Source organism: Parabacteroides sp. PF5-9, assembly GCF_029893105.1.
GTDB lineage: Bacteria > Bacteroidota > Bacteroidia > Bacteroidales > Tannerellaceae > JARXWG01.
The window spans coordinates 35,978-59,260 of sequence record NZ_JARXWG010000003.1; the positions used below are offsets into that span (position 1 = coordinate 35,978).

Sequence of the window (23,283 nt, forward strand, 5' to 3'; positions counted from 1 at the left end):
AATGTTTAATTATTGATGATGGAAGATCGGGTACGGGAAGAGAAGATGCAGGCTTTTGGGCGTTTGTTGGATGTGATGGATGAACTGCGGGAAAAATGTCCATGGGATCGAAAGCAGACCAATGAGAGTCTGCGTTCGAATACGATAGAGGAGACCTATGAGTTGTGTGAGGCACTGATTCGGGATGATAACGAGGAGATAAAAAAAGAGTTGGGTGATCTGTTGCTTCACATTGTCTTTTATGCTAAAATAGGAGAGGAGAAAGGAACTTTCGACATAAAAGCGGTCTGTGATACGTTATGCGATAAATTGATCTACCGCCATCCACATGTTTTTGGCGATGATCATGCGGATACGGCATCGAAAGTCGAGCAAAGCTGGGAGCAATTAAAACTGAAAGAGAAAGGTGGAAATAAGACAGTGCTTGAAGGTGTTCCGGTTTCACTTCCTTCTATTGTAAAGGCGCATCGTATTCAGGACAAAGCCAGGAACGTCGGTTTTGACTGGGAAGAACGTGAACAGGTCTGGGAGAAGGTTCGGGAAGAGTTTCAGGAGTTAGAATCGGAAATCAACCGGATGGATACCGACCAGATGGAAGCGGAGTTTGGCGACCTGTTTTTCAGTTTGATTAATGCCGCCCGTTTATATAAAATTAATCCGGATAATGCGTTGGAACGAACCAATCAAAAATTTATACGCCGGTTTAATTATCTGGAAGCCTATGCTGTACGAACCGGTCGCTCTTTAAAAGAGATGGATCTGAAAGAGATGGATGATAAATGGAATGAAGCGAAAGACCGTGAAAATACCCTTGGATGATTTTTGTGATTAAACCTAATGGGTTGTTTCTTGTCTAATAGGAGATTCTATATAACAGTTTGATTTTTATTCATGAATATTGTTTTTACCCCTAAAGAAGAAGCATGCAACAATATACCGAAAGCGAGATTGTAGAGCAATTGCGTGATCCTGTGCGGCAGAGAGATGCATTTGCTTTGATTGTGGATATGTATGGGGAGAAATTGTATTGGCAGATACGAAAGCTGGTCTTGAACCACGAGGATGCAAACGATTTATTACAAAACACCTTTTTGAAAGCGTGGACAAATATTGATTATTTCAGGGGCGACGCCAAACTGTCTACCTGGTTGTATAAGATTGCGATTAACGAATCGATCACTTTTCTGAATCGGCAACGGACGCAGAATAACGTCTCTATGGATGATACGGATGTGTTTCTTCTGGAACGATTGAAGGGCGATGACTTTTTTGATGGGGATGTTATACAGAAAAAGCTACAGGAAGCAATTCTTCGTTTGCCTGAAAAACAACGACTGGTATTTAATATGAAATACTTTGAAGAGATGAAATACGACGATATGTCGGAAATTCTGGGCACCTCGGTAGGCGCATTAAAAGCCTCTTACCATCATGCGGTAAAAAAAATCGAGGAGTTTTTAACAAAAGATGTTTAAACCTTTTACTATTATGATTGTCAAACCAGTGTTAAAGTATTGAAGGATATGAAAAAAGAGAAAAACGTCCTGGATCAGTTAAAAGGGAAAAATCCATATAAAGTGCCTGAGGGGTATATGGAAGGGCTGACATCTCAAATTATGAGTCAGCTTCCGGAGAGGCCTGTCGTCAAAGAAAAGCGTATTACGATGATCGACCGTGTTCGTCCCTGGTTGTATATGGCAGCTGTTTTTGCCGGCTTAGTGCTCTTTTTCCGTGCGATAATCGGACTGCCAGGTTCAGAAGAAGATGCACTTAAAGGAGATTCGTTATTGGTACGCACGGAAATCCCTTCCAATACATTGAATGCGCTTCAACAAGGGGTGGAATATTATGATGAAGATGAGGAATATCTCGAATATATAGAGGCGCAATACGCAAACTATCTTTTAGCAGAAGAATTGGCTTTTTCTGAATAAAATGAAAAGAGATTGAACCAGAATAAATATTTTTGTAATAATTTTTGTATGAATAAAATATTTTTTATTACATTTGTCTCGGTTTCAATGCTTGTCTCTTTGAGTGCTTTGGCACAAGATGACAGGTCAGGAAACAGAAGAGAAAGGCCGCATTTTGACAGAGAAGCTTTTGAGGCAAGACGGAATGCTTTTATTACAGCAGAAATGAATCTTACGCCTGATGAAGCAGCGGTGTTTATTCCACTGTGTAACGAACTACGACAAAAAAAGTTTGAGATTGGGAATGATTGCCGTCAACTCTCCAGAGAAATGTCACGAAAAAAAAGTATTACTGATGCGGAATATCTAAAGACAATAGATGAATGTTTGCAGGTAGGTATTCGGGAGGCTCAGTTAGAAGAGGAGTATTACAGACAGTTTAAAAACATACTTCCACCAGCAAAACTTTATAAATATCGGGATGCAGAAATGAAATTTGCCAGACATTTTATGAGTTTTGGGGAACGGGAAAAACGAGAAGGTAATTCCGGGAAAAGGGAGTAGTAAAGAATAAAAATATTATTATTTGTGTTTTTTGTTTAGATTTAGTTTTGGCGTTTAAGTTAAGGGAGGGGTGGCGACGTGATGTCGGTTCCCCTTTATTTTTTTCTCTTGTTACTTCCGATAAAAAGAACTAATATTGTTACTTTAAAAGTTCGATTCATGGAATTTTGTACCCCCGTTGTTTTAAAACCGGCTGATTTTACTTTTTCTTATACCGATCAAACGTTGCTGTTAGGCTCCTGTTTTGCCGAAAATATCGGAAAAAGTATGATCTCGAATAAGTTTACGATCGATATCAATCCGTTTGGGATTTTATATAACCCGGCATCGATTGCTTTGTCTCTTCAACGATTATTACATCCGGTTTTCTATCAACCGGATGATCTATTCTCCTATGAAGGCGTTTTCCATAGTTTTGAACATCATAGCCGGTTTTCTTCCTGTTCGGCAGAGGAGGGGGTGGCTGTTATGAATGAACAATTACGCCATTCATCCGATTATATTCTTCAGGCAAATCGGTTGATCATCACATTTGGAACAGCTTATGTGTATAAATTTAAGAAAACCGGACGAGTCGTAGCGAACTGCCATAAACTACCCGAAAACCTGTTTCTTCGCGAAAGATTGACTCCGGATGAGATCGTCGTAGAGTGGCAATCAGTCTTACAAACCTTATATACCTATAATCCGCAGCTGAAGATTCTGTTTACGGTCAGTCCGATTCGTCATTGGGGAGATGGTGCACATGCCAACCAATTAAGTAAAGCGACCCTTTTATTGGCCATAGATCGTTTGCTGGCCGAATTCCCGGATCAAACAAGTTATTTTCCGGCCTATGAACTTGTCATGGACGAATTGCGCGATTACCGTTTTTATGCCGAAGATATGCTTCATCCTTCGTCTCAGACGATCGATTATATCTGGGAGCGTTTTGCTGCAACCCATTTTACCCAAGAAACTTTAGATATACAGAAAGAGTGGGGAAGTATCCGAAAAGCGATCGATCATAAACCGTTTCAGCCGGGATCAGCGGCCTATAAGCAGTTTATAATGCAAACTTTGTTAAAGATAGAACGACTTAAGGAGAAATTCCCTTTCTTTGATCTTATAAAAGAAAAAGAGATACTTGAATCAAAACTGAGTTGAACGAAAATGGATTATTCAATAAAGGAAATAACTCGTATTATCGGAGCAAGAAGTACGGGTATTCATGACGCAGCAATACATGTTCTTTTGACCGATAGCAGACGGTTATCTTCTCCAGGCCAAAGCCTTTTTTTTGCTCTTAAAACCAAAGGGAATGACGGACATCGCTATATTGAAGAACTCTATAAATTACGTGTACGTCATTTTGTCGTCAGTGAAATTCCCGAGAATCACCATGAGATGGGTGAGGCCAATTTTTTGTTGGTGAAAGATCCTTTAAAAGCCTTACAGAAGCTGGCGATCTATCACCGCAAACGTTTTGATATCCCTATTATAGGTATTACCGGCAGTAATGGGAAGACTGTGGTCAAAGAGTTCCTTTATCAGTTACTTCGTAACGAATTTAACATCGTCCGTTCTCCGCGCAGTTATAACTCACAACTGGGAGTCCCTTTGTCGGTTTGGCAGATGAATGAAAAGCATACTTTGGGTATTTTTGAAGCAGGCATTTCCCAACCTGATGAGATGGATAAATTAGAACCAATTATTGCTCCAACTATAGGTATTCTCACAAATATCGGTGAAACCCATCAGGAAAATTTTCTTTCGATGACTCAAAAATGTCTGGAGAAATTAACGCTATTCAACGACTGCGACGCAATCATTTATGATGGAGATAATCTTTTTCTGAACAATTGTTTGGATGCCGCTTGTCTGTCTCATAAAGCGATTGGATGGAGCAAAGTCGATTCAGACGCTCCACTTTTTATCGATTCCATCGAAAAAAGGCAGGATCATACACTTATTAAATGTACTTTGCTTGGTTTAGATCAGCAGTTTAAAATACCCTTTACCGATGATGCCTCTATCGAAAATGTGATCCATTGCCTGGCGGTTATGCTCTACTTAAAACCGACGAGTGTGAATGACCTGTCTAAGTTTGCCACATTGGAACCGGTAGAAATGCGATTGGATATCAAAGAGGGTATTAATGGATGTGTGTTGATCAATGATACATACAATTCAGATATCAATTCTTTGGATATTGCATTGGATTTTCAACTGAGCCGTAGAGTAGATAAACATCAGAAATGTACGTTGATTTTATCTGATATTTTACAGTCGGGGACATTGCCGAAATCGTTGTATAAGCGTGTTGCCGATATGGTAGCACGAAAAAAAATCAATCATTTGATTGGAATAGGACGTGATCTGAGTGCTTTCAGTTCACTTTTTGAAGGCGAAACAGACTTCTATCCAACCACTGATGAGTTTATCCGTTCGTTTTCTATCCGGAAATTCCAAAATGAGTTAATCCTAATTAAGGGTTCGCGACATTTTCATTTTGAACGGATCTCTGAATTGCTTGAAAAGAAAGTACATGAAACCATCTTGGAGGTAAATCTGGATGCGTTAGTCCACAACTATAACTATTATCGGTCGCTGATAAAACCCGAGACAAAGATTATCTGTATGGTAAAGGCGTTTGGCTACGGTGCAGGTTCGTATGAACTGGCAAAAACCTTACAGGAACATCGCACGGACTATCTAGCTGTAGCTGTTACGGATGAAGGGGCTGAATTACGGAATGAGGGTATTTCAATTCCTATTATCGTGATGAATCCGGAGTACAGCAGTTTTAATGTGTTATTTGATAATCAACTTGAACCAGAGGTCTATAGCTTGCGATTGTTGGACGCTGTCATTCGCGAGGCCGAACGGAGGGGCTTGACTTCTTATCCGATCCATTTAAAGATCGATACCGGTATGCATCGTTTGGGATTTCAGCAAGCAGAACTTCCAGAAGTCATCCACAAACTGAAAGCACAAAATGGCATTTTTGTCCGTTCAGTCTTTTCTCATCTGGCTGGTAGTGATTCGGAAAAGTTGGATGAATTTACCTTGCATCAGGTCTCCCGGTTCCAAGAGATCGCCACGCAAATAGAAGCAGCTCTGGAGTATCCAGTATTGAGACACATTCTTAATACTGCCGGTATCAAACGTTTCCCTGAAGCCCAGATGGATATGGTACGATTGGGGATCGGCATGTATGGGGTAGGTGAGTCTGGGCAGAAGGATTTGCGGAATGTAAGCACCTTAAAAACAACTATTTTACAGATAAAACAGATCCCTGCCGGAGACTCTGTCGGATATGGGCGGAGTGCCTTTGTGGAGCGAGATTCTCGGATTGCCGTTCTTCCTATTGGGTATGCTGATGGGTTGGATCGCCATTTAAGTCGAAGAGGCGGAGAGGTATTGGTGAATGGACGTCGATGTCCTTTTATCGGTAATATCTGTATGGATCTTTGTATGGTGGATGTGACGGATGTTCAGGCAGAAGAAGGAGATGCAGTTATTCTTTTTGGAGATAATCTGCCGGTGGAAGAACTTGCGACCAAATTAGATACCATACCTTATGAAATATTAACCTCTATTTCTCCTCGTGTGAAAAGAATTTATTTCAGGGAATGACAGGGAAGAGTATTAGACAGTTAGAAAGAGTTGATCGTTTGGGTCTCTCGATAAAAAGTGAGTTTTTGCGAGTATTTTTAGAATAGACAACATGCAAAATAGATTATTTTATCGTAATTTTGTTGTGTAAAATATCGATAATGCGAAGAGTTCATATTATATCTGTCACAGAACCACTTTTATTAGACCTTGCCTTAGCTATCCGGGAAAAAGGTTTTGAAGTCAGTGCATCCGGTGAGGGTCTGACGGAATCGATCATTTCTAAACTGGAGCAAATAGGATGTATCTGTTATGGCAACGGCTGGTTTCCTGAAAAACTATCAAAAGACATATTTACAGTTGTACTAGGGGCTACGGTTAAAAAAGAGAACCCGGAATTGCTTCGTGCAGAGGAATTGGGTTTACTGACTCAATCGGCGCCAGAATTTATTTTTCAGCGGACAAAATCCAAAACACGTGTTGTTGTCACCGGAAGTCATGGTAAAAAATCCATTCTGTCCATGATGATCTATGCATTGCAAAAACAGAAATTGAATTTTGATTATGCGTTAACAAGCGAATATGACTTGTTGCCGAGTCGGTTTTCATTACTTTACGAACCTCGTATAGCCTTGATTGAAGGGGATGAACATATCACTTCCGCTCTTGACAAGCGGTTTAAACTCGAATTCTATCGTCCGCAATTAGCGGTGATAGCAGGTATGAATTGGTCGGAAGCAGATGATCATCATTCGGAAGAAGAATACATCCAGATGTACCGCTCATTTATAGCTTCGATTGAACGCGAAGGAAAACTGATCTATTACAATGGAGATGAAACTTCCAGTCGGCTGGCACAAGAGGTTAGAGAAGACATTACTTCTATTCCGTTTGAACAACATGAGGTTGCAGTAGTGGATGGAAAAACATATTTATCTACCCGTTATGGCGACTATGAAGTGTATGTGACCGATCCCTATTTTCTTGTCAACATAAACGCGGCGCGTCTGGCCTGTCGCCAGTTAGGGGTGAAAGACGCTGATTTTTATAAAGCTATATCCGAATATAGCTTATCTTTGCAGGCATGATTGTTGCCCAACAAAAAAGAAGAGAGCATATTGTCGAATATCTGCTGTATATGTGGCAGATAGAGGATTTAATCCGTGCCAATCAGTTTGATATCGAACAGATCAGTCAAACAGTCATTTCCCAATATGATCAGCCGGAGGATGTGAAAAAGCAGATTATTCAATGGTATGAAGAACTGATAGCCATGATGCGAAGCGAAGGTGTAAAAGAAAAAGGACATCTTCAGATTCATACCAATGTCATTCTCGCATTGACCGATCTGCATCTTCGTCTGATGCGATCATCTAAAGAAACGGTTTATCAGGCCGCCTATTATAAGACATTACCTTATATCGTTCAGTTGCGTGCCAAGTCGGGGGGAGTTGAAATCCCGGAATTGGAGACTTGTCTGACAGCGATCTACGGATATTTGATGTTGCGTATGCAAGGCAAAACGATCACTCCCGAAACATTAACAGGTGTTCAGCAGATCAGTACTTTCCTGGGAGTACTTTCCGAAAAATACCGGGAGGAGCAAAAAGGAGAATTAAATTTAGACGAATAGTCATGAATATATTAGTTACCGGCGCCAACGGGCAATTAGGCGATGCGATTCGCCGATGTACAGATAAATACCCCTCCGACCACTTCTTTTTCACAGATGTGGATACCTTGGATATTATAGATGAAAAGGCTGTTGTAAGCTATTTAGAGACAAACCGTATTGAGTTGTTGATCAATTGTGCCGCTTATACCGCTGTCGACAAAGCCGAAAGTGAAAAGGAACAGGCCGATAAACTCAACCATCAGGCTGTTGCGATTTTAGGAAAAACAACTTCTGCATTGAAGATTTCCATGATTCATATTTCCACCGATTACGTGTTTGATGGTAAAGGGTATCGTCCCTATATCGAGACAGACGAAACCCACCCGTTGTCGGTCTATGGCTGTACGAAATTAGCCGGTGAAATGGCTCTTATGGCAGCTAATCCACAAACAGTAATTATCCGTACCTCCTGGTTATACAGCGAGACAGGGAATAATTTTGTCAAGACCATGCTTCGGTTAGGCGGTGAACGTGACTTTTTGCCGGTAGTATTCGATCAAATAGGAACACCGACGTATGCCGGAGATTTGGCGGCGGCTATTTTAGCTGTTTGTAACCGTGGTATTGTTCCGGGTATCTATCATTTTTCCAATGAAGGAGTCTGCAGCTGGTATGATTTTGCGCGTAAGATTATGCAATTCGCTCACTTGCATTGCGAAATACGGCCGATTGAGACAAAAGATTATCCCACAGCAACTGTTCGTCCGGCCTATAGCGTATTGAATAAATCAAAAATAAAAGAAACATATACACTCTCTATCCCCCATTGGGAGGAAAGTTTGGAGAAAGTAATTAATAACCTTTCCGTGTAAAGGCTCTTATCTGATTCATTAAAAATGGGACAATATTCAAGCGAAATAAAAAAGCGAAGAACATTTGCGATTGTCAGTCACCCGGATGCGGGTAAAACGACACTGACAGAGAAATTACTGCTCTTTGGAGGCGCCATTCATGTGGCCGGAGCAGTTAAGTCCAATAAGATAAAAAAGACAGCCACATCCGACTGGATGGAGATCGAAAAGCAGCGTGGTATATCGGTGGCTACCTCAGTGATGGCTTTTGACTATGAAGAGCATAAAATCAATATCCTGGATACACCGGGGCACCAGGACTTTGCGGAGGATACTTTCCGGACATTAACGGCTGTCGATAGTGTGATTATTGTCATCGATATCGCTAAAGGGGTAGAAGCACAGACCCGGAAATTGATGGAAGTTTGCCGGATGCGTAAAACACCTGTGATTGTCTTTGTTAATAAACTAGACCGCGACGGGAAAGATCCGTTTGACCTGTTGGATGAGGTCGAAGAAGAACTGAAAATAAAAGTACGTCCTTTAAGCTGGCCGATCGATATGGGGCAACGTTTTAGGGGCGTATACAATATCTTTGAAGAAAAGCTGGATCTTTATACCCCCAGTAAACAGTTGGTGACCGAAAGTATTGCGTTCAAGGATATCAATAACCCGGAACTGGAGGATCATATCGGTGCTCCTTTAGCAGCCAAACTTCGTGAAGATATTGAACTGATAGAAGGAGTCTATCCCGAGTTTGAAGTTGCCGATTACCTGAAAGGAGATATTGCTCCGGTCTTTTTCGGCTCAGCATTGAATAACTTCGGTGTAAAGGAACTCCTGGACTGTTTCATACAGATCGCTCCTTCACCGCGTCCGGTGCAGGCGATAGAGCGTGTGGTGGATCCGGAAGAAGAGGCCTTTACCGGTTTTATTTTTAAGATCCACGCCAATATGGATCCCAATCATCGCAGTTGTATCGCTTTTGTCAAGATCTGCTCGGGACGTTTCGAACGAAATGCCAACTACAAACATGTCCGTTTCAATAAAGGGATGCGGTTCAGTAGCCCTACAGCTTTTATGGCGCAGAAAAAGGAGACGGTCGATGAGGCGTTTGCCGGTGATATTATCGGTCTGCCGGATACCGGGAATTTTAAGATCGGGGATACACTGACAGCCGGAGAAGAACTACATTTCAAAGGATTACCCAGCTTCTCTCCCGAGATGTTCAAATACATTGAAAATGCTGATCCGATGAAAGCCAAACAGCTGGCCAAAGGAGTTGAGCAGTTGATGGATGAAGGGGTAGCACAGCTATTCGTCAACCAATTCAACGGGCGTAAAATCATTGGAACGGTCGGCCAACTACAGTTTGAGGTCATTCAATACCGGTTGCTCCACGAATATGGCGCACAGTGTAAATGGGAACCGGTCAGCCTCTATAAAGCCTGTTGGATTGAAAGTGATAATGCGACGGTCTTGGAGAACTTTAAGAAACGAAAGATGCAATATATGGCCGTCGATAAAGAGGGCAGGGATGTCTATCTGGCAGATTCGGCTTATGTCTTGACAATGGCACAACAAGACTTTCCGGAGATTACTTTCCATTTTACGTCCGAATTTTAGAACCATCTGACCTGTATATTATTCGTTAAAAGGGGAGAAGATAACAAAATCTTCTCCCCTTTTACTATGTATTACACCGTAAACGGATCCAAACAAAACCCGTCATGTCGCTGTCGGTTTATTTGAAGCATTAGAAACGCTTTTTTGTTAGAGGTACCTCTAAATTGTTTTACACCTACCTCTAAACGGATTTAGACGTACCTCTAAATTATTTTAGACGTACCTCTAACAAAAAACAGAGGTAGGTATTCCCCCAAGAAGTACAGAATGATGTTTTTATTTCTTTAGGATGATGTGGAAAAAAGGAGGTATAAATGATGTGATGTGTATTTTATGCGTCCCTATTAGACATTAAACCTGAAATGCATAATGTCGCCATCCTGTACAATATACTCTTTTCCTTCCACACTCATTTTTCCGGCTTCTTTGACAGCGGCTTCCGAGCCATAGGCGATAAAATCGGCGTATTTAATGACTTCTGCGCGGATAAACCCTTTTTCAAAGTCGGTATGGATCACGCCGGCACATTGGGGGGCTTTGCTTCCTTTTAGATAGGTCCATGCACGCACTTCCTGTACGCCAGCTGTAAGGTATGTTTCCAGATTCAATAGGCGATAGGCCGATTGGATAAGGCGGTTAACTCCGGATTGCTCAAGGCCGATCTCCTGTAAGAACATCTGACGTTCTTCATAGGTCTCAAATTCGGCAATCTCGCTTTCAATTTTCGCTGCGACAATCAAGATTTCCGCATTTTCATCCTTAACAGCTTCCCGAACAGCTTCCACATATTTGTTTCCACCGACAGCGCTGGCTTCATCGACATTACAGATATACATCACCGGTTTGCTGGTCAATAGGAATAGTTCACGAGCCATCTTCTGCTCGTCTTTGGTGTCGAACGTCACGGTACGTCCGCTTTTTCCCTGTTCCAGTGCCTCTTTGAATTTGATTAATACATCATACATCAGTTTGGCCTGTTTGTCCCCTCCGGTCTGTGCCTGTTTCTGCACTTTTGAAATGCGGCTATCTATTGTTTCCAGATCTTTGATCTGTAGTTCGGCATCAATGATTTCTTTATCGTGTACCGGGTCGACCTGACCGTCTACATGGACGATATTTTCGTCGTCAAAACAACGCAGTACATGCAGTATGGCATCGGTCTCACGGATATTAGCCAGAAACTTATTGCCTAATCCTTCTCCTTTGCTGGCTCCTTTGACCAATCCGGCAATGTCGACGATCTCTACGGTGGTCGGAACAATCCGTTGCGGGTGAATGAGTTCAGCCAGTTTATTCAGTCGCTCATCAGGAACGGTAATCACTCCGACATTCGGTTCGATTGTACAGAAAGGGAAATTAGCCGATTGCGCCTTTGCATTGGATAAACTATTGAAGAGAGTAGATTTTCCGACATTCGGGAGTCCTACAATGCCACATTGTAATGCCATTTAGATAGAATTTAATTAATGATTTTATTTGAAGGTGCAAAGATACATAAATATCCCATAAATCAGTCAATCTGCATGATTCATAAAAAAGAGAAGCCCAACAGGACATTGGTTCTTTCTTCTGCTATCAGAAGTTGAATCCCATATTCAGATAGAATTGTACTTTGCTGTTCCGGTTAGACATTCCGAAGTGGGCACTGATCGGTCCGGCTATACTGTTGTAAGCATAACCGATACTTCCTCCCCATACGTCCTCGCCGTCGAGGAGATGAAAGAAATCGTGGTGATGCAGTCCATAATTACCGATAAGCGATAGGTAATGGCGTTCCCATAACTGTTGGCGCAGGTGCATACGCACGACAACAATGGAGTTATTGAAAACCTCCATATGATTGATGCCGGCGAAAGGGAGTTGTTGCGGGAGATACTTTCCGAATGTCTCTCCTCCCAGGGTATTCAGGTATGGAAAGGCATGGTTCCGGCCGATCAATGTCCTGCCGTATATGGAAGGAAGCAGACTCAGGTGATGGGTCAGTGGCGCGACCGCCATAAAGTCGGCTCCCAATGCGGAGAATGGTGTTTGATCGTTGTAGGTCACAAAATTGTCTGTATATAAAGAATAGTGTGCCTGCATCGAGACACCCCGGGTGGGGAAGTACCTTCTGTCGAGCGTCTCCAGGTGAGCCAACGCAAAGTAGCTGATAAATCCTTCCGGTTTGACGTCATAGATGTGATTGTTGTCTGTATACAAGAACGAATTGTAATCGAAATATTCATAACGTAAACCGATTTTAAATTTGAAATTCAACCAGTTCATATCCGAATAGGCCAATTCGGCAAAATGATTCCGGTAGGTGGAGTTGATGATTTTCTCTCCTTTGTGGTAGATATCCAGGTCGTGATAACCGAACTTATAGGAGAGGTTGAAATGGCGTAAGGGCGAGCGTCCCATGATATAATCCAGCTGACCGTATGAGTTTTTACCGATCTTTCCTGTCAATGCAAATTTCGATCGGTATCCGGCGCGAAGATCCAATGTGGCGTTGAGTAAAACGCCAACGATCTCTTCCGTGTCAAAGCGTAATCCACCATTTAATGAACTGATAGATTTCTCTTGTACGGTCAGTATCAGGTCTTGCTGTTTTTCTCCGGTGAGTTTGTAGCTGACATTGGTATAGACATTTGTTCCGACAATGATGGACATGACCTCTTGAAGTTTTTTCAGGGTGATGGACTGATTTTCCTTTAATCCGCTGATCTTTTTCAGCCATTGTTCATCACGGGGATCAATCCCTTCAAAGTAAATATTTTGGATAAACAGAGTCTTTGTATGCGGTTCGGGAGCGAACTGGTTCAGATTGTTTTTTCTATTTGAGAGATCTTCTTCGGTAACTCCTATTTTCTCCTTAAGCGCCAGTATCTCCGTCCAATGCTCCCGGGCGTTTTGTTCACCCCGGCGGATAAGGGTATCTAAAGCTGCAGCGGTAAAACTGGCTGCATTGTAGGGGTGCATATCCGGGCGAAAGAGCAGGTCGGTCTGTTTTTTATTCCTATCATACTTCGTATGGCCGTAGAGTGCAATGATTTGTCCGATCACATCACCCGGGGTATTGATTCCTTCCAATAGTTTAAGATCACTTGTGCCCAGATCCACACCAATAATTATTTCAGCCCCCATGGCTCGTACCACATCTGCCGGATAGTTGTTGTTCAACCCTCCGTCTATTAAGACCATACTGTCGAGGTGCACTGGAGTGAACACGGCCGGGATAGCCATACTGGCGCGCATGGCCAACGGAAGGCTTCCCTGGTGGAAGACGTATTCGTTGCCGTTGACGATATCTTGTGCAACGGCGGCAAAAGGGATAGGTAACCGGTTGAAATCGACAGAGTCATGATATCCGATCGTCAGATCGGAGAAGAGGTTTTGAAGGTTTTGCCCCCGGATGACACCGGAGATGACCCGGTCTTTTTTCTCTTTTCCGAAAGGTAGGGATACGATAAAACGTTCGGAATTTTCTTTTTCGGGGAACGACTGGCTACTTCGATTCACCCGGTCGCTCAATAGCATCACCCAATCCTGGGTGTTGACCATACTATCGATCGCTGCGGCGTTATAGCCGATGGCATACAGACCTCCTACGATGGCACCCATGCTTGTTCCGGCAATATAATCGATAGGAATACCGGCCTCTTCCAGAACCTTTAAGACGCCGATATGGGCCACGCCTTTAGCTCCTCCTCCTCCGAGGACCAGGCCTACTTTCTTTCGCTCAGTCGCAAAAACAGATTGGGTCAGTAGATAGATAAATAACAGGTAAAGGAGTCTTTTCATTGTACGCCTCTTTTTGACAAAATTAATAGTTTCTTTGAGATAGCGGATATGTTTCTTCTCAGGATTCTCCGAACCAGGGTCAATCAGCTATCCGAAGAATCATAAAACAAAAAAAGACCGAACATACTGTCCGGCCTTTTTCTCTATTTCTATAAGAGGATTTAACTGATTTCTCCTCTGACGATCTCTTCTTTATCTTTGTCCCAGTACATTGTACGTCCTTCCAGATAAGCGCGTGTACCCATATGTGCTGTCATCGCTTCTTCAAATGCCTGATCGATATTACAGCTTGGTGTTTTCTTCTGACGGATACATTCCAACCATTCACGGATGTGAAGGTGAGTCGTATCATACCGTTTACCATTTACATAGGTATAAAGCAACCCGCGTTTGGCAAAATACAATTCTGTCGGTGAAGTGACCGAGTCTGAACTGTCCTGTCCGGGTACATAGGTGTAGAATGTTTCATCTGTCGGAATAATCCCCTGAGCGATCTTTTCGGCATAACGTGTTGAGTTACGGTCTACTTTCACTTCTAGGATATTGGATACTTCCATCGAAGCATCATGACCCATAAACACTTTACCACGTGTACGTGAACTGGCCTGTGTGGCACTGTACAACATCGTCATATCGATTTCCGGGAATTCGAACGTGGTCTGCAATACATCAGGAACTGTCCGTCCGTCTTTGAAGAAATAGACACCGCCTGATGAAGTGGCAGAGTGTGGGATTCCTACATGCATGATCTGATTTACCGCATCATATTCGTGGGTCAACAAGTCGCCCGACAAACCGGTACTGTAGTCCCACCAGCAGCGCCAGCGGAAGAAACGTTCCAGACTGAATTTGCTTCTCTCTTCGGGTCCGACATACCGTTCCAATCCGTATTTGGTCATATAATCGGTATATTCCTTGATGCGTTCAGGATCGCCTTCAAACTGCGCCCAGTCGATGCTGTTCGGATTAGAACCTTCGATAATGTCGTATACCCATGCACCGTTTGGAGTATTTCGGTTGGTACATACTTCAATCAGATTCACCTTTCCTAACAGATTTTTACCGATAATCTCTTCGGCTTTCTGGTAGCAGTCGGTCTGACGACCTTGATGCCCTAACTGGAAAACAACACCGGTCTCTCTGATCACTTCACGTACCATATAGGTTTCAGGTACGGTCCATGTCAACGGTTTTTCTACATAAACATGTTTGCCGGCTCTTGCCGCATCCATCGCCATCGTGCCGTGCCAGTGGTCGGGAGAGGCGATGATTACCGCATCGATATCGTCTGCAGCCAGTAACTCTTTATAATGACGGTAACGTTTCGGCATCTTACCGAATTTGCCGTTTGTTCCTTCTTTGTTGACGTTGGCTCCTGCTAAAATTGCTGCATCGCCATAAACGTCAAAGATGTCACACACACCATTGATGACAATATTCAGGTCGTCTTGTTCCAGATATTGCTGGTAGCGTGTATCACTTTTGTTTTTCTTTCCCGATTCGATCATCGTATCGATCCATGTCGGTTCGGCAAAACCGGCTGCACGAAGTAATTGTTTACCACGGATACCAAAACCGATGATTCCTAAGCGGATCTGTTGTCCGTTAGCTACCGGTTCAAGGAATTTGGCCTGTTCGCCACTGACCGGGAACACATCGGAGATATTCCGGTTTCCAACGGCATCTTTTCTTTTTCTGTATGCACCGTAAGCCAATGCACCAAGGATGGGCACGGTTGCCAGTGTTTTTAACACTTCCCGTCTGCCTGTATCTGGCTGTTGATCTTCAGCCGGTATGTTTTTGTTTATGTCTTTTTCTTCTGCCATGACTGTATCAGATGAGTTTGTATTTAACTAAAGCGGGCAACTTACGTGCCACTATCCGGTCAAATCCGTAGATACGTGACGTAGGGAATACACAAAGCAATCCTATGGCCGCCAATTCTACCAGATTTTTATCGATCAACAGATAGGTCCCTTCAAAGGGGGTCATATACGTTGCTCCGATAAAAGAAGGATGAGACAGGGTGTACATCACCAGAAGGACTATGCCTCCGACAGAAGAGAGACGGTACAGGAACCCTAATGTGATTCCGAGACCGATAAGTAATAAACCATACGCATTCGCGAAATTCACAAGAGCCATCATGTCGGCACTCTGTGACAATTTGAGAAAGAATGGCGCTGCAAAACCTTTTGAATCGAGCAAATAGGGCAGCGCGGTCCATTTAGGGTTAATCACTTTCACAATACCTTCGTACATGAAATGCCAACCGATAAAAAGACGCAACAACATCAACCACGTGAGTTGTGACTTGGAGTAAGATTGTTCTGTAATCATTTCCTGGTATTAAAAATTGAGTCTAAAGAATTTAAATCGCACAAAAATATAGAAAGAATCTCACAAAAGATGTCTGAGACACATTCTAAATGATGCAAATGTATAAAATTTGATGGCAAAAAACTACCCGAAGCACGTAAAGTTAAACTCCGGGTAGTATTTTTTAGGATTATTTATGATGTTTACGCGAACATCGGTGAAAAAGAATTAATCCAATATTTTCACTTTGATATTCCGGAACCATACATCGTCTCCATGATCCTGGAATCCGATCAACCCTTCTCTTTCAGAACCACCGCAGTTCAACAATAGGTCGTAAGCCACCGGCCATTTCTCCTTGCTGAATTTACTGTTGTCCAATAGTTCTTTCCATTGTGGAGTCCATAAGTGGTATTCAACCACTGCTACGTCATTTTGGAAATGTACGACAGTTCCTTTGTAAACCATAATACTAGCCTTGTTCCATTCGCCGAATGGTTTGGAGTTCTGTGGTTTCGCTGGGATCATATCATACAACGAGGAAGACATGCGGTTGCCATCAACACCCAGGCGGGCATCCGGATGGTTTTCATTGTCCAATACCTGAAACTCAGGAGCAGAGATATAGATCGGTTCATTTGGAATTTCCTGTGCCAGGTAGAAGATACCGGAGTTTCCTCCTTTAGAAACTTTCCATTCCAACTCCAGCTCGAAGTTCTTGAATTTACGGTCGTAAATCAAATCACCACCGTCACCGTCTTGCGCTTCACCGCCTCCCGATCCGTTGAATTTGATCGCACCATCTTCGATAGTCCATTTGCTGGGTACGGATGTTTTGTTATAGCCTCTCCATCCTTCGAATGTTTTACCGTCGAAAATGCTGATCCATCCTTCGTCGGCTTTTGTTGTAGTCGTTTCTGTCGACGTACTTTCTGAACTCTTGCCACCACCGCAAGCTGTGAAAACACACATCATAACAGCTGCACTTACTAATAAGATTGACTTTTTCATTGTTTTATTAAACTAAAAATTAGAGGTATCAGTCGTTAAGCGAATCAACGGGTGATCGATTTAACGACTGATACATTGATCACTATTTATCTTGGCATATCAACCAGTTTCCAACCATCACGATAGTTGTGTTTGATCAGTTCGGCTGCAAATTGTTGTGCATTTACCGGATCAGTCCAGATCTTATTGAATTTCGGGTCACCGTCAACGATCTTGAAGTCGTCTTTGATAATGATCTTGATCTCTTCATTGTTGCCGATATTCGTGAATTTCATGTTCGGACCATCCCAATGCAACTCTTTGTTCAGTGTTTGCAAACGAACAGCCAATACACCCATAACCACCATTTCGTTGAATGGACCGGCTTCAGAGAAGTCCGATTTCGTCATTACGCGGTTAGAAGCGCTCTCTTTACAAGCACGGATCCAGTCTTGTTCGTGGCCACCCTGCATCGCTTTGTCTACGCGACGGCATACCTTCGGTGAGTTCGGTTTGCGACCTGACAACAGCCAAGGGTTAACACCATAACAACCACAGATCAACGTGTCTTTTGTTCCGTAGAAAATAACACCACCACCCGAGTCGTTCATATTCTTTCCTGCTGGCCATCCTGCCGGCATATCTGGTTTCAAACCGCCGTCATACCAGAATACTTCCACTTCCGGCATCGCCACTTTCGGCATATTGTCACGGGCAGGGAATACCAGTCTGACGCGTTGTGCCTGAGGAGCACAATCCTGTAATAACAACGTTGAAGAACCTTGTACTTTTGTCGGATAACCCAGATTTAACCCTTTAAATACCGGATGAAGGATATGACAAGCCATGTCTCCCAAAGCACCTGTTCCATATTCCCACCAGCCGCGCCAGTTCCATGGATGATAAAGTTTGTTATAAGGTCTTACTTTGCCTGGGCCTGTAAACAGATCCCAATTCAAGGTAGAAGGGATTTTGTCTGCTTTTTCAGGAGCGTTCATTCCTTGTGGCCAGATCGGACGGTCTGTGAATGCTTCAACGCGTGTCACTTCACCGATTTCACCGTTCCAGATCCATTCGCAAACTTGATCAACACCTTCAGCCGACGATCCTTGGTTACCCATCTGAGTCGCTACTTTATACTTTTCAGCCAGTTTAGTCAGCAAGCGTGATTCGTATACCGAGTGTGTCAATGGTTTCTGTGTATAGGCATGTTTGCCCATTGTGATCGCATCAGCCGTAATAATCGCATGGGTATGGTCGGCAGTAGCTACCATTACCGCATCGATCGAACTACCCATTTCATCATACATTTTGCGATAGTCCCAATATTTTTTTGCTTGTGGGAAAGCATCAAAGACCGGTTTGGAATATCTCCAGTCAACGTCACAGAGCGCCACAATGTTCTCTGTTTTCATGTTGTTTAGGTTAGAATTACCCATACCACCGATACCTATACCGGCGATATTCAGTTTGTCGGTTGGCGCTGTGTATCCGTGGCTTTTGCCAAGAACCGAGCTCGGAACAATGGTTAAAGCAGCTGCCGCAGCGGTTCCACGCTGAAGAAAAGCTCTTCTTGAAATGTTAGACATAGTCGTAATTTTTAATAGATTAGCACTTAGTAATATTAAAATGTTTCTCTTTTGAACAGATTCATATACAAATGTTGCAAATATAACGAATACAGCGTTATTAACAAGAAATAACAAAATGATTCTGAAAGAAAATAGTTTTTTTTAACACTGTCGCAGTCGATTCATTTCGGGATTGTTGTTAGTGGCTGTATGTGACCTCTTTAAATGCATAACGGCGCGAGGTGCCATCTTTCAGTTTCAATACCAGATGGCCTGTATCTTCGATCGCATAGATCTCTGCTTCAAACCTACCCGAACTGTCGCTGTAAGAATAAAATCCTTCCCCCCGGTATAGCGCTTGGCGGTAAGCTGTTCTGATCACCTCCTCTTTTTCCTGTAAGAGGGAGAGGTAGCGGTCATAAAACAGGGAGAGAAAGTGGCGAAAGACCTCTTCCCGGTCGACTCTCTGTCCGGTGATCTGAATAAGTGATACCGGATTAGGAGCCGGACTGATAAACTGTTCCTGGTTCAGATTGATGCCGATCCCGATCACCGAGCGGAAGATAAACGAACCGGAGAGGTCGTTTTCGATCAATATGCCACAGATTTTTTGATCGTTTCGGTAAATGTCATTGGGCCATTTGACAGTAATCCCATCGGTATACTGCTCTAAGGTCTCTTTAACGCTTAATGCGGTGATCTGGGAAATCAGGAATTGCCGGTTGGCCGGTATGCAGTCCGGGTAAATCACTATGCTGAACAACAGGTTTTTCCCCGCTTCCGACTCCCATGAGTTTCCGGTCTGGCCGCGTCCGGCTGTCTGAAAATCCGCAAGTATCACACTCCCTTCAGGTAACTTTTCCTGTTCGAGCCGTTCACGTAGGCTTCGGTTAGTCGATTCGGTCTCTTTCAGCCGGATAATCCGTGGTTTTTCTGTCTGATTACAGTCCATACTCCTGCTGTTTCTTTTTAGGTAACTTCCGGATCACTTCCCAATACGAATGATCAATCCATGTTTTGATCTCCTGATTTGTCATGTCGCTGTTGAGCAAGATGGAGTTCCAATGTTTTTTATTGAAATGGTAGGCTGGTTCCACCGCATTGTACCGGGCTCTCAACTCTTCCGCCTTTTCCGGTTCGCATTTGACGGTTATAGACGGATCAACCGCCTCCAACGGAAGCAATAAATACATTTTCTCATCTACTTTAAAGACCAGTGACTGATCATCAAATGGAAAACTCTCCGTCGTGTTCTTTAGTGCCAGGCAGTATGCGCGTATTTCTTCGATATTCATGTTTGTATAATGATAAATTGTTAATGATGAATGATTAATTAAAAAAAGAAAAAAGTTAGTTTAATGATTCGACAAAACTGTTGTGTGTAAAATTAATCATTCATCATTCATCATTCATAATTATTTTACTGGTGCATAAAACGCATCCTCCAGATGTTCAATTGTATACCCCTCATTGTGTTTAATCAGGGTGATGATGTCGAAACGGACAGGCAGGGCAATCCCAAATCGGCGCACATAAGCATCTGCTGCCCGGACGATCCGTCTGATCTTCTTCATGTCGACCGACTCCTCGGGTGAAAGCAGGTAACCCACCGAGCGGGTTTTTACCTCTATCACTACCAGTTCATCACCCGTTGACGCCACAATATCCAGTTCAAAATGATGCCACCGCCAGTTGGTATGCAATAACTCATACCCTGCCTGTTTCAGGTAAGTTTGCGCCTCCTCTTCTCCTCTCTTGCCGGTTTCGTTGCGTTCAGCCATTTTTTTGAATGTTGAAGTTGGAATTTTCTATCTCCTATCTCCTTCAAAACAACAAATATAACTCATTTTCTTTGTAATTTAATCTTTCCCGCGTACATTTGCATGCGATGAAACCCTCACAGAAATATTCAACAGCCCGACCCAAACAGCCACGGGTGCACAAGGTAACATTTATGCTCAACGATGAAGAGCAGAAATTTGTCATGCGTTATCTGAAGCGGTATAAGATTGAGAATAAGTCGCGTTGGTACCGCGAAACCATTCTTTCGCATATCCTCAAAACCCTTGATGAAGACTATCCGACGCTCTTTAATGAAAACGAGATGAGAAGATGAATCCGTTCAACGACGACTATTTTATGCGTCAGGCGCTGGCCGAAGCGTGTGCTGCTGCCGAGGAGGGAGAGGTGCCGGTAGGTGCAGTCATTGTCTGTAACGACCGGATTATTGCCCGTGCACATAACCAGACCGAGTTGCTCAACGATACCACCGCCCATGCCGAAATGCTGGCCATCACTGCTGCTACATCGGTCTTGGGCGCCAAATACCTGGTTCATTGTCGGCTGTATGTGACTGTCGAACCCTGTGTGATGTGTGCAGGTGCCATCGGTTGGTCACAACTGAGCGAAGTCATTTACGGCGCTTCCGATGAAAAAAGAGGCTTCACCCGCTTCGCCCCCCAAGCATTCCATCCGAAAACTGTTGTCCGCCATGGGATCCTCGAAGAAGAGTGTGCCCGTGAGATGCAGGCGTTTTTCCGCAAAAAGAGAGGGAATTAATTATGAATTATGAATTGTGAATTATGGGTAATGAATTCAAGAGGTTAAAGGGTTGGTTGTGTGTGATTAATGCAGTTTAATTGTCTTTAATTAATCATTCATCATTCATAATTAACCATTCATAATTCTCATTCCACTTCTTCGTAGTCCACATACTCCCCTTCCTCTTTAGAGATAATTTTTCTGCGGGGTGGGGTGGGGTTGTTAGGTGTTTTTTGTTGACCGGAGGATTTACCGCGGGTCTGCTTGCGTTGTTTTTTCTTTTTATCTCCGCTGCCGAACAGAATATCACGGGCTGTCCGCAAGACCGAAAAACCCATCAGTAAGACCAACAAGACAAAAAAGAAAAATATGAAGAAGATAAATTTAAACATAACCTGATCTTTTTTAGCGCATCCAATAGGTTGCAAATATATGAAAAGCCGAATACAAAATCAAGTTTGCTTGAATTATGTCAAGGCGTATTCTGTATTCTATAAATAAAAAAAACGTATCTATCCCTTTTTGTTAAAAACAGACAAGACGATATACAGGAGGATGGTGCCGGCTATCCCGAGAAATCCCCAGAGGATCACAAACAAGAGAGCGCCAACAACCAGTATATAACGAATTTCGTTCCCTTTCCAGGAGAGCGATTTTATTTTTAAGGAGAACATCGGAATCTCGGAAACCAGTAATAAGGAAGATAAAAAGGCGGTCAAAACAGTGAGACCGACAAATAAACATTCGTTCCCTGCAATCACCGGACGAACCGAACACCCTATCGCTGCCCAGAAAAGCGCATGCGCCGGCACGGGAAGGCCGATAAAAGAGGTCGTCTGTCGCTCATCGATATTGAATTTGGCTAGTCGTAAAGCCGAAAAGACCGGAATCACAAACGCCAGATAAGGCAGATATATATTGATATTTCCCAATGGCAAGATAGGAGCCGCCTCGCTGAGTAGGCGAAATACGATCATGCCCGGAGCCACTCCGAAACTCACCATATCCGCCAGCGAATCCAACTCTTTCCCCATCGGTGAATAGGCCTGCAACAGACGTGCCGCAAATCCGTCCAGAAAATCAAAGAGTGCTGCTGTGATAATCCACCAGGCCGCACCCCAAAGATCCCCTTGCAGGGCATTTACGACCGCAACAGATCCCGCTACCAGACTCAGGCAGGTGATTGTATTCGGTATATGTTTGCGTATATTCATTGATCACTCTTTTTTTGCATCCGTGCCAATACCGTTTGATTCCCCGTTACCTTATCCCCCATTTCGATCAAAACTTCCGAATCCAACGGCAAAAAGATATCTACCCGTGAGCCGAATTTAATGAAGCCCATCTGTTCGTCGACATGACACGGCTCACCTATTTTGGCATATGTCACAATCCGGCGTGCCATCGCTCCGGCGATCTGACGGGCGAGGATCTCTACCCCGTCACGGGTGGTGATTACGACGGTCGACCGTTCGTTCTCCGTACTGCTTTTCGGCAGGTAGGCAGCCATAAACCGTCCGTTGTGATGAGCGGTGTATTTCACCGTGCCATTGACAGGAAACCAGTTGGCATGCACATTAAACACCGACATAAAGATAGAGATCTGCAGCCGTTTTTCATGCAGTACCTCATGTTCCATGACCTCTTCGATGGCGACGATCGTTCCGTCGGCCGGCGCGATCACTAACCCTTCGGAGTCGAAAGGAAACCGGCGATGCGGACTGCGGAAGAAGTTCAGTACCAATAGGAATAGAATAGCAGAAATTGTGGCAACCGAATAAAACAGCGTGTTACGGCCGGAAGTGTGGTACAACGTCACGTTTACGATAAAAAGTATCGTAAAGAGGGTAAGTAGCAGACCTGTTCCTTCCCGGTGTATTTTCATGCGTACCCGACGTATTTTTATTCCCATA

General features: G+C 43.4%; 24 protein-coding genes. 12 read left to right on the plus strand and 12 right to left on the minus strand.

Annotated elements, in window-relative coordinates; all coding sequences use genetic code 11:
* Positions 1 to 18: 18 nt before the first annotated feature.
* The 10 genes from mazG (at position 19) to M2135_RS02585 (ending at position 10,166) form a co-directional block, all read left to right on the plus strand.
* The gene (gene mazG, locus M2135_RS02540) at positions 19 to 819 is read left to right on the plus strand and encodes a nucleoside triphosphate pyrophosphohydrolase (RefSeq protein WP_280747162.1); all 801 of its coding nucleotides are present in this window, start codon (positions 19 to 21) and stop codon (positions 817 to 819) included.
* Between the two features lie 104 nt (positions 820 to 923).
* Positions 924 to 1,475 (plus strand): sigma-70 family RNA polymerase sigma factor, encoded by a 552-nt coding sequence (locus tag M2135_RS02545; RefSeq protein WP_280747025.1) that lies wholly within the window; start codon positions 924 to 926, stop codon positions 1,473 to 1,475.
* Positions 1,476 to 1,523: 48 nt separating this feature from the next.
* On the plus strand, positions 1,524 to 1,934 hold the full coding sequence (locus tag M2135_RS02550; RefSeq protein WP_280747026.1) for a hypothetical protein: 411 nt from the start codon (positions 1,524 to 1,526) through the stop codon (positions 1,932 to 1,934).
* A 48-nt stretch (positions 1,935 to 1,982) separates the two neighbouring features.
* Positions 1,983 to 2,477, plus strand: coding sequence for a hypothetical protein (locus tag M2135_RS02555; protein WP_280747027.1), 495 nt, complete (start codon positions 1,983 to 1,985; stop codon positions 2,475 to 2,477).
* A gap of 159 nt (positions 2,478 to 2,636) precedes the next feature.
* On the plus strand, positions 2,637 to 3,623 hold the full coding sequence (locus tag M2135_RS02560; protein ID WP_280747028.1) for a GSCFA domain-containing protein: 987 nt from the start codon (positions 2,637 to 2,639) through the stop codon (positions 3,621 to 3,623).
* A gap of 6 nt (positions 3,624 to 3,629) precedes the next feature.
* Positions 3,630 to 6,095 (plus strand): bifunctional UDP-N-acetylmuramoyl-tripeptide:D-alanyl-D-alanine ligase/alanine racemase, encoded by a 2,466-nt coding sequence (locus tag M2135_RS02565; protein ID WP_280747030.1) that lies wholly within the window; start codon positions 3,630 to 3,632, stop codon positions 6,093 to 6,095.
* Positions 6,096 to 6,235: 140 nt separating this feature from the next.
* Positions 6,236 to 7,162, plus strand: coding sequence for a Mur ligase family protein (locus M2135_RS02570; RefSeq protein ID WP_280747031.1), 927 nt, complete (start codon positions 6,236 to 6,238; stop codon positions 7,160 to 7,162).
* Positions 7,159 to 7,707: a DUF4924 family protein gene (locus M2135_RS02575; RefSeq protein WP_280747032.1), complete on the plus strand. Its 549-nt coding sequence runs from the start codon at positions 7,159 to 7,161 to the stop codon at positions 7,705 to 7,707. Before M2135_RS02570 ends, M2135_RS02575 begins: the two co-directional genes overlap by 4 nt.
* A gap of 2 nt (positions 7,708 to 7,709) precedes the next feature.
* Entirely contained in the window at positions 7,710 to 8,561 is an 852-nt protein-coding gene (rfbD, locus tag M2135_RS02580) for a dTDP-4-dehydrorhamnose reductase (RefSeq protein ID WP_280747033.1), read from the plus strand.
* Between the two features lie 24 nt (positions 8,562 to 8,585).
* Positions 8,586 to 10,166: a peptide chain release factor 3 gene (locus M2135_RS02585; protein ID WP_280747034.1), complete on the plus strand. Its 1,581-nt coding sequence runs from the start codon at positions 8,586 to 8,588 to the stop codon at positions 10,164 to 10,166.
* Between the two features lie 344 nt (positions 10,167 to 10,510).
* On the opposite strand, the gene ychF is transcribed toward M2135_RS02585, so the two are convergent.
* The 9 genes from ychF to M2135_RS02630 form a co-directional block, all read right to left on the minus strand.
* Positions 10,511 to 11,614 (minus strand): redox-regulated ATPase YchF, encoded by a 1,104-nt coding sequence (gene ychF / locus M2135_RS02590; RefSeq protein ID WP_280747035.1) that lies wholly within the window; start codon positions 11,612 to 11,614, stop codon positions 10,511 to 10,513.
* Between the two features lie 127 nt (positions 11,615 to 11,741).
* On the minus strand, positions 11,742 to 13,949 hold the full coding sequence (locus M2135_RS02595; protein ID WP_280747036.1) for a patatin-like phospholipase family protein: 2,208 nt from the start codon (positions 13,947 to 13,949) through the stop codon (positions 11,742 to 11,744).
* A gap of 161 nt (positions 13,950 to 14,110) precedes the next feature.
* On the minus strand, positions 14,111 to 15,775 hold the full coding sequence (locus M2135_RS02600) for a Gfo/Idh/MocA family oxidoreductase (RefSeq protein WP_280747037.1): 1,665 nt from the start codon (positions 15,773 to 15,775) through the stop codon (positions 14,111 to 14,113).
* Positions 15,776 to 15,782: 7 nt separating this feature from the next.
* Entirely contained in the window at positions 15,783 to 16,289 is a 507-nt protein-coding gene (locus tag M2135_RS02605; RefSeq protein WP_280747038.1) for a DoxX family membrane protein, read from the minus strand.
* A 207-nt stretch (positions 16,290 to 16,496) separates the two neighbouring features.
* Positions 16,497 to 17,279: a DUF1080 domain-containing protein gene (locus M2135_RS02610; RefSeq protein WP_280747039.1), complete on the minus strand. Its 783-nt coding sequence runs from the start codon at positions 17,277 to 17,279 to the stop codon at positions 16,497 to 16,499.
* Positions 17,280 to 17,365: 86 nt separating this feature from the next.
* Positions 17,366 to 18,847, minus strand: a complete 1,482-nt coding sequence (locus tag M2135_RS02615) for a Gfo/Idh/MocA family oxidoreductase (protein WP_280747040.1) — start codon at positions 18,845 to 18,847, stop codon at positions 17,366 to 17,368.
* Positions 18,848 to 19,028: 181 nt separating this feature from the next.
* On the minus strand, positions 19,029 to 19,781 hold the full coding sequence (locus tag M2135_RS02620) for a biotin--[acetyl-CoA-carboxylase] ligase (RefSeq protein ID WP_280747041.1): 753 nt from the start codon (positions 19,779 to 19,781) through the stop codon (positions 19,029 to 19,031).
* Positions 19,771 to 20,124 (minus strand): MmcQ/YjbR family DNA-binding protein, encoded by a 354-nt coding sequence (locus M2135_RS02625; protein ID WP_280747042.1) that lies wholly within the window; start codon positions 20,122 to 20,124, stop codon positions 19,771 to 19,773. The genes M2135_RS02620 and M2135_RS02625 overlap by 11 nt, the downstream gene beginning before the upstream one ends.
* A gap of 120 nt (positions 20,125 to 20,244) precedes the next feature.
* Positions 20,245 to 20,610: a YraN family protein gene (locus M2135_RS02630; RefSeq protein WP_280747043.1), complete on the minus strand. Its 366-nt coding sequence runs from the start codon at positions 20,608 to 20,610 to the stop codon at positions 20,245 to 20,247.
* A gap of 107 nt (positions 20,611 to 20,717) precedes the next feature.
* On the opposite strand from M2135_RS02630, the gene M2135_RS02635 reads away from it, so the two are divergent.
* Both M2135_RS02635 and M2135_RS02640 read left to right on the plus strand, forming a co-directional pair.
* Entirely contained in the window at positions 20,718 to 20,945 is a 228-nt protein-coding gene (locus M2135_RS02635) for a hypothetical protein (RefSeq protein WP_280747044.1), read from the plus strand.
* Positions 20,942 to 21,388: a nucleoside deaminase gene (locus tag M2135_RS02640; RefSeq protein WP_280747045.1), complete on the plus strand. Its 447-nt coding sequence runs from the start codon at positions 20,942 to 20,944 to the stop codon at positions 21,386 to 21,388. Before M2135_RS02635 ends, M2135_RS02640 begins: the two co-directional genes overlap by 4 nt.
* Before the next feature lie 128 nt (positions 21,389 to 21,516).
* Here M2135_RS02640 and M2135_RS02645 read toward each other — a convergent pair whose 3' ends face one another.
* The 3 genes from M2135_RS02645 to M2135_RS02655 all read right to left on the minus strand — a co-directional run bounded on the left by M2135_RS02645 (position 21,517) and on the right by M2135_RS02655 (position 23,255).
* On the minus strand, positions 21,517 to 21,762 hold the full coding sequence (locus M2135_RS02645; RefSeq protein ID WP_280747046.1) for a DUF4834 family protein: 246 nt from the start codon (positions 21,760 to 21,762) through the stop codon (positions 21,517 to 21,519).
* A 120-nt stretch (positions 21,763 to 21,882) separates the two neighbouring features.
* Complete coding sequence (gene pssA, locus M2135_RS02650) at positions 21,883 to 22,584, minus strand: CDP-diacylglycerol--serine O-phosphatidyltransferase (protein ID WP_280747047.1); 702 nt, start codon at positions 22,582 to 22,584, stop codon at positions 21,883 to 21,885.
* On the minus strand, positions 22,581 to 23,255 hold the full coding sequence (locus M2135_RS02655; RefSeq protein ID WP_280747163.1) for a phosphatidylserine decarboxylase family protein: 675 nt from the start codon (positions 23,253 to 23,255) through the stop codon (positions 22,581 to 22,583). The genes pssA and M2135_RS02655 overlap by 4 nt, the downstream gene beginning before the upstream one ends.
* Positions 23,256 to 23,283 lie beyond the last annotated feature (28 nt).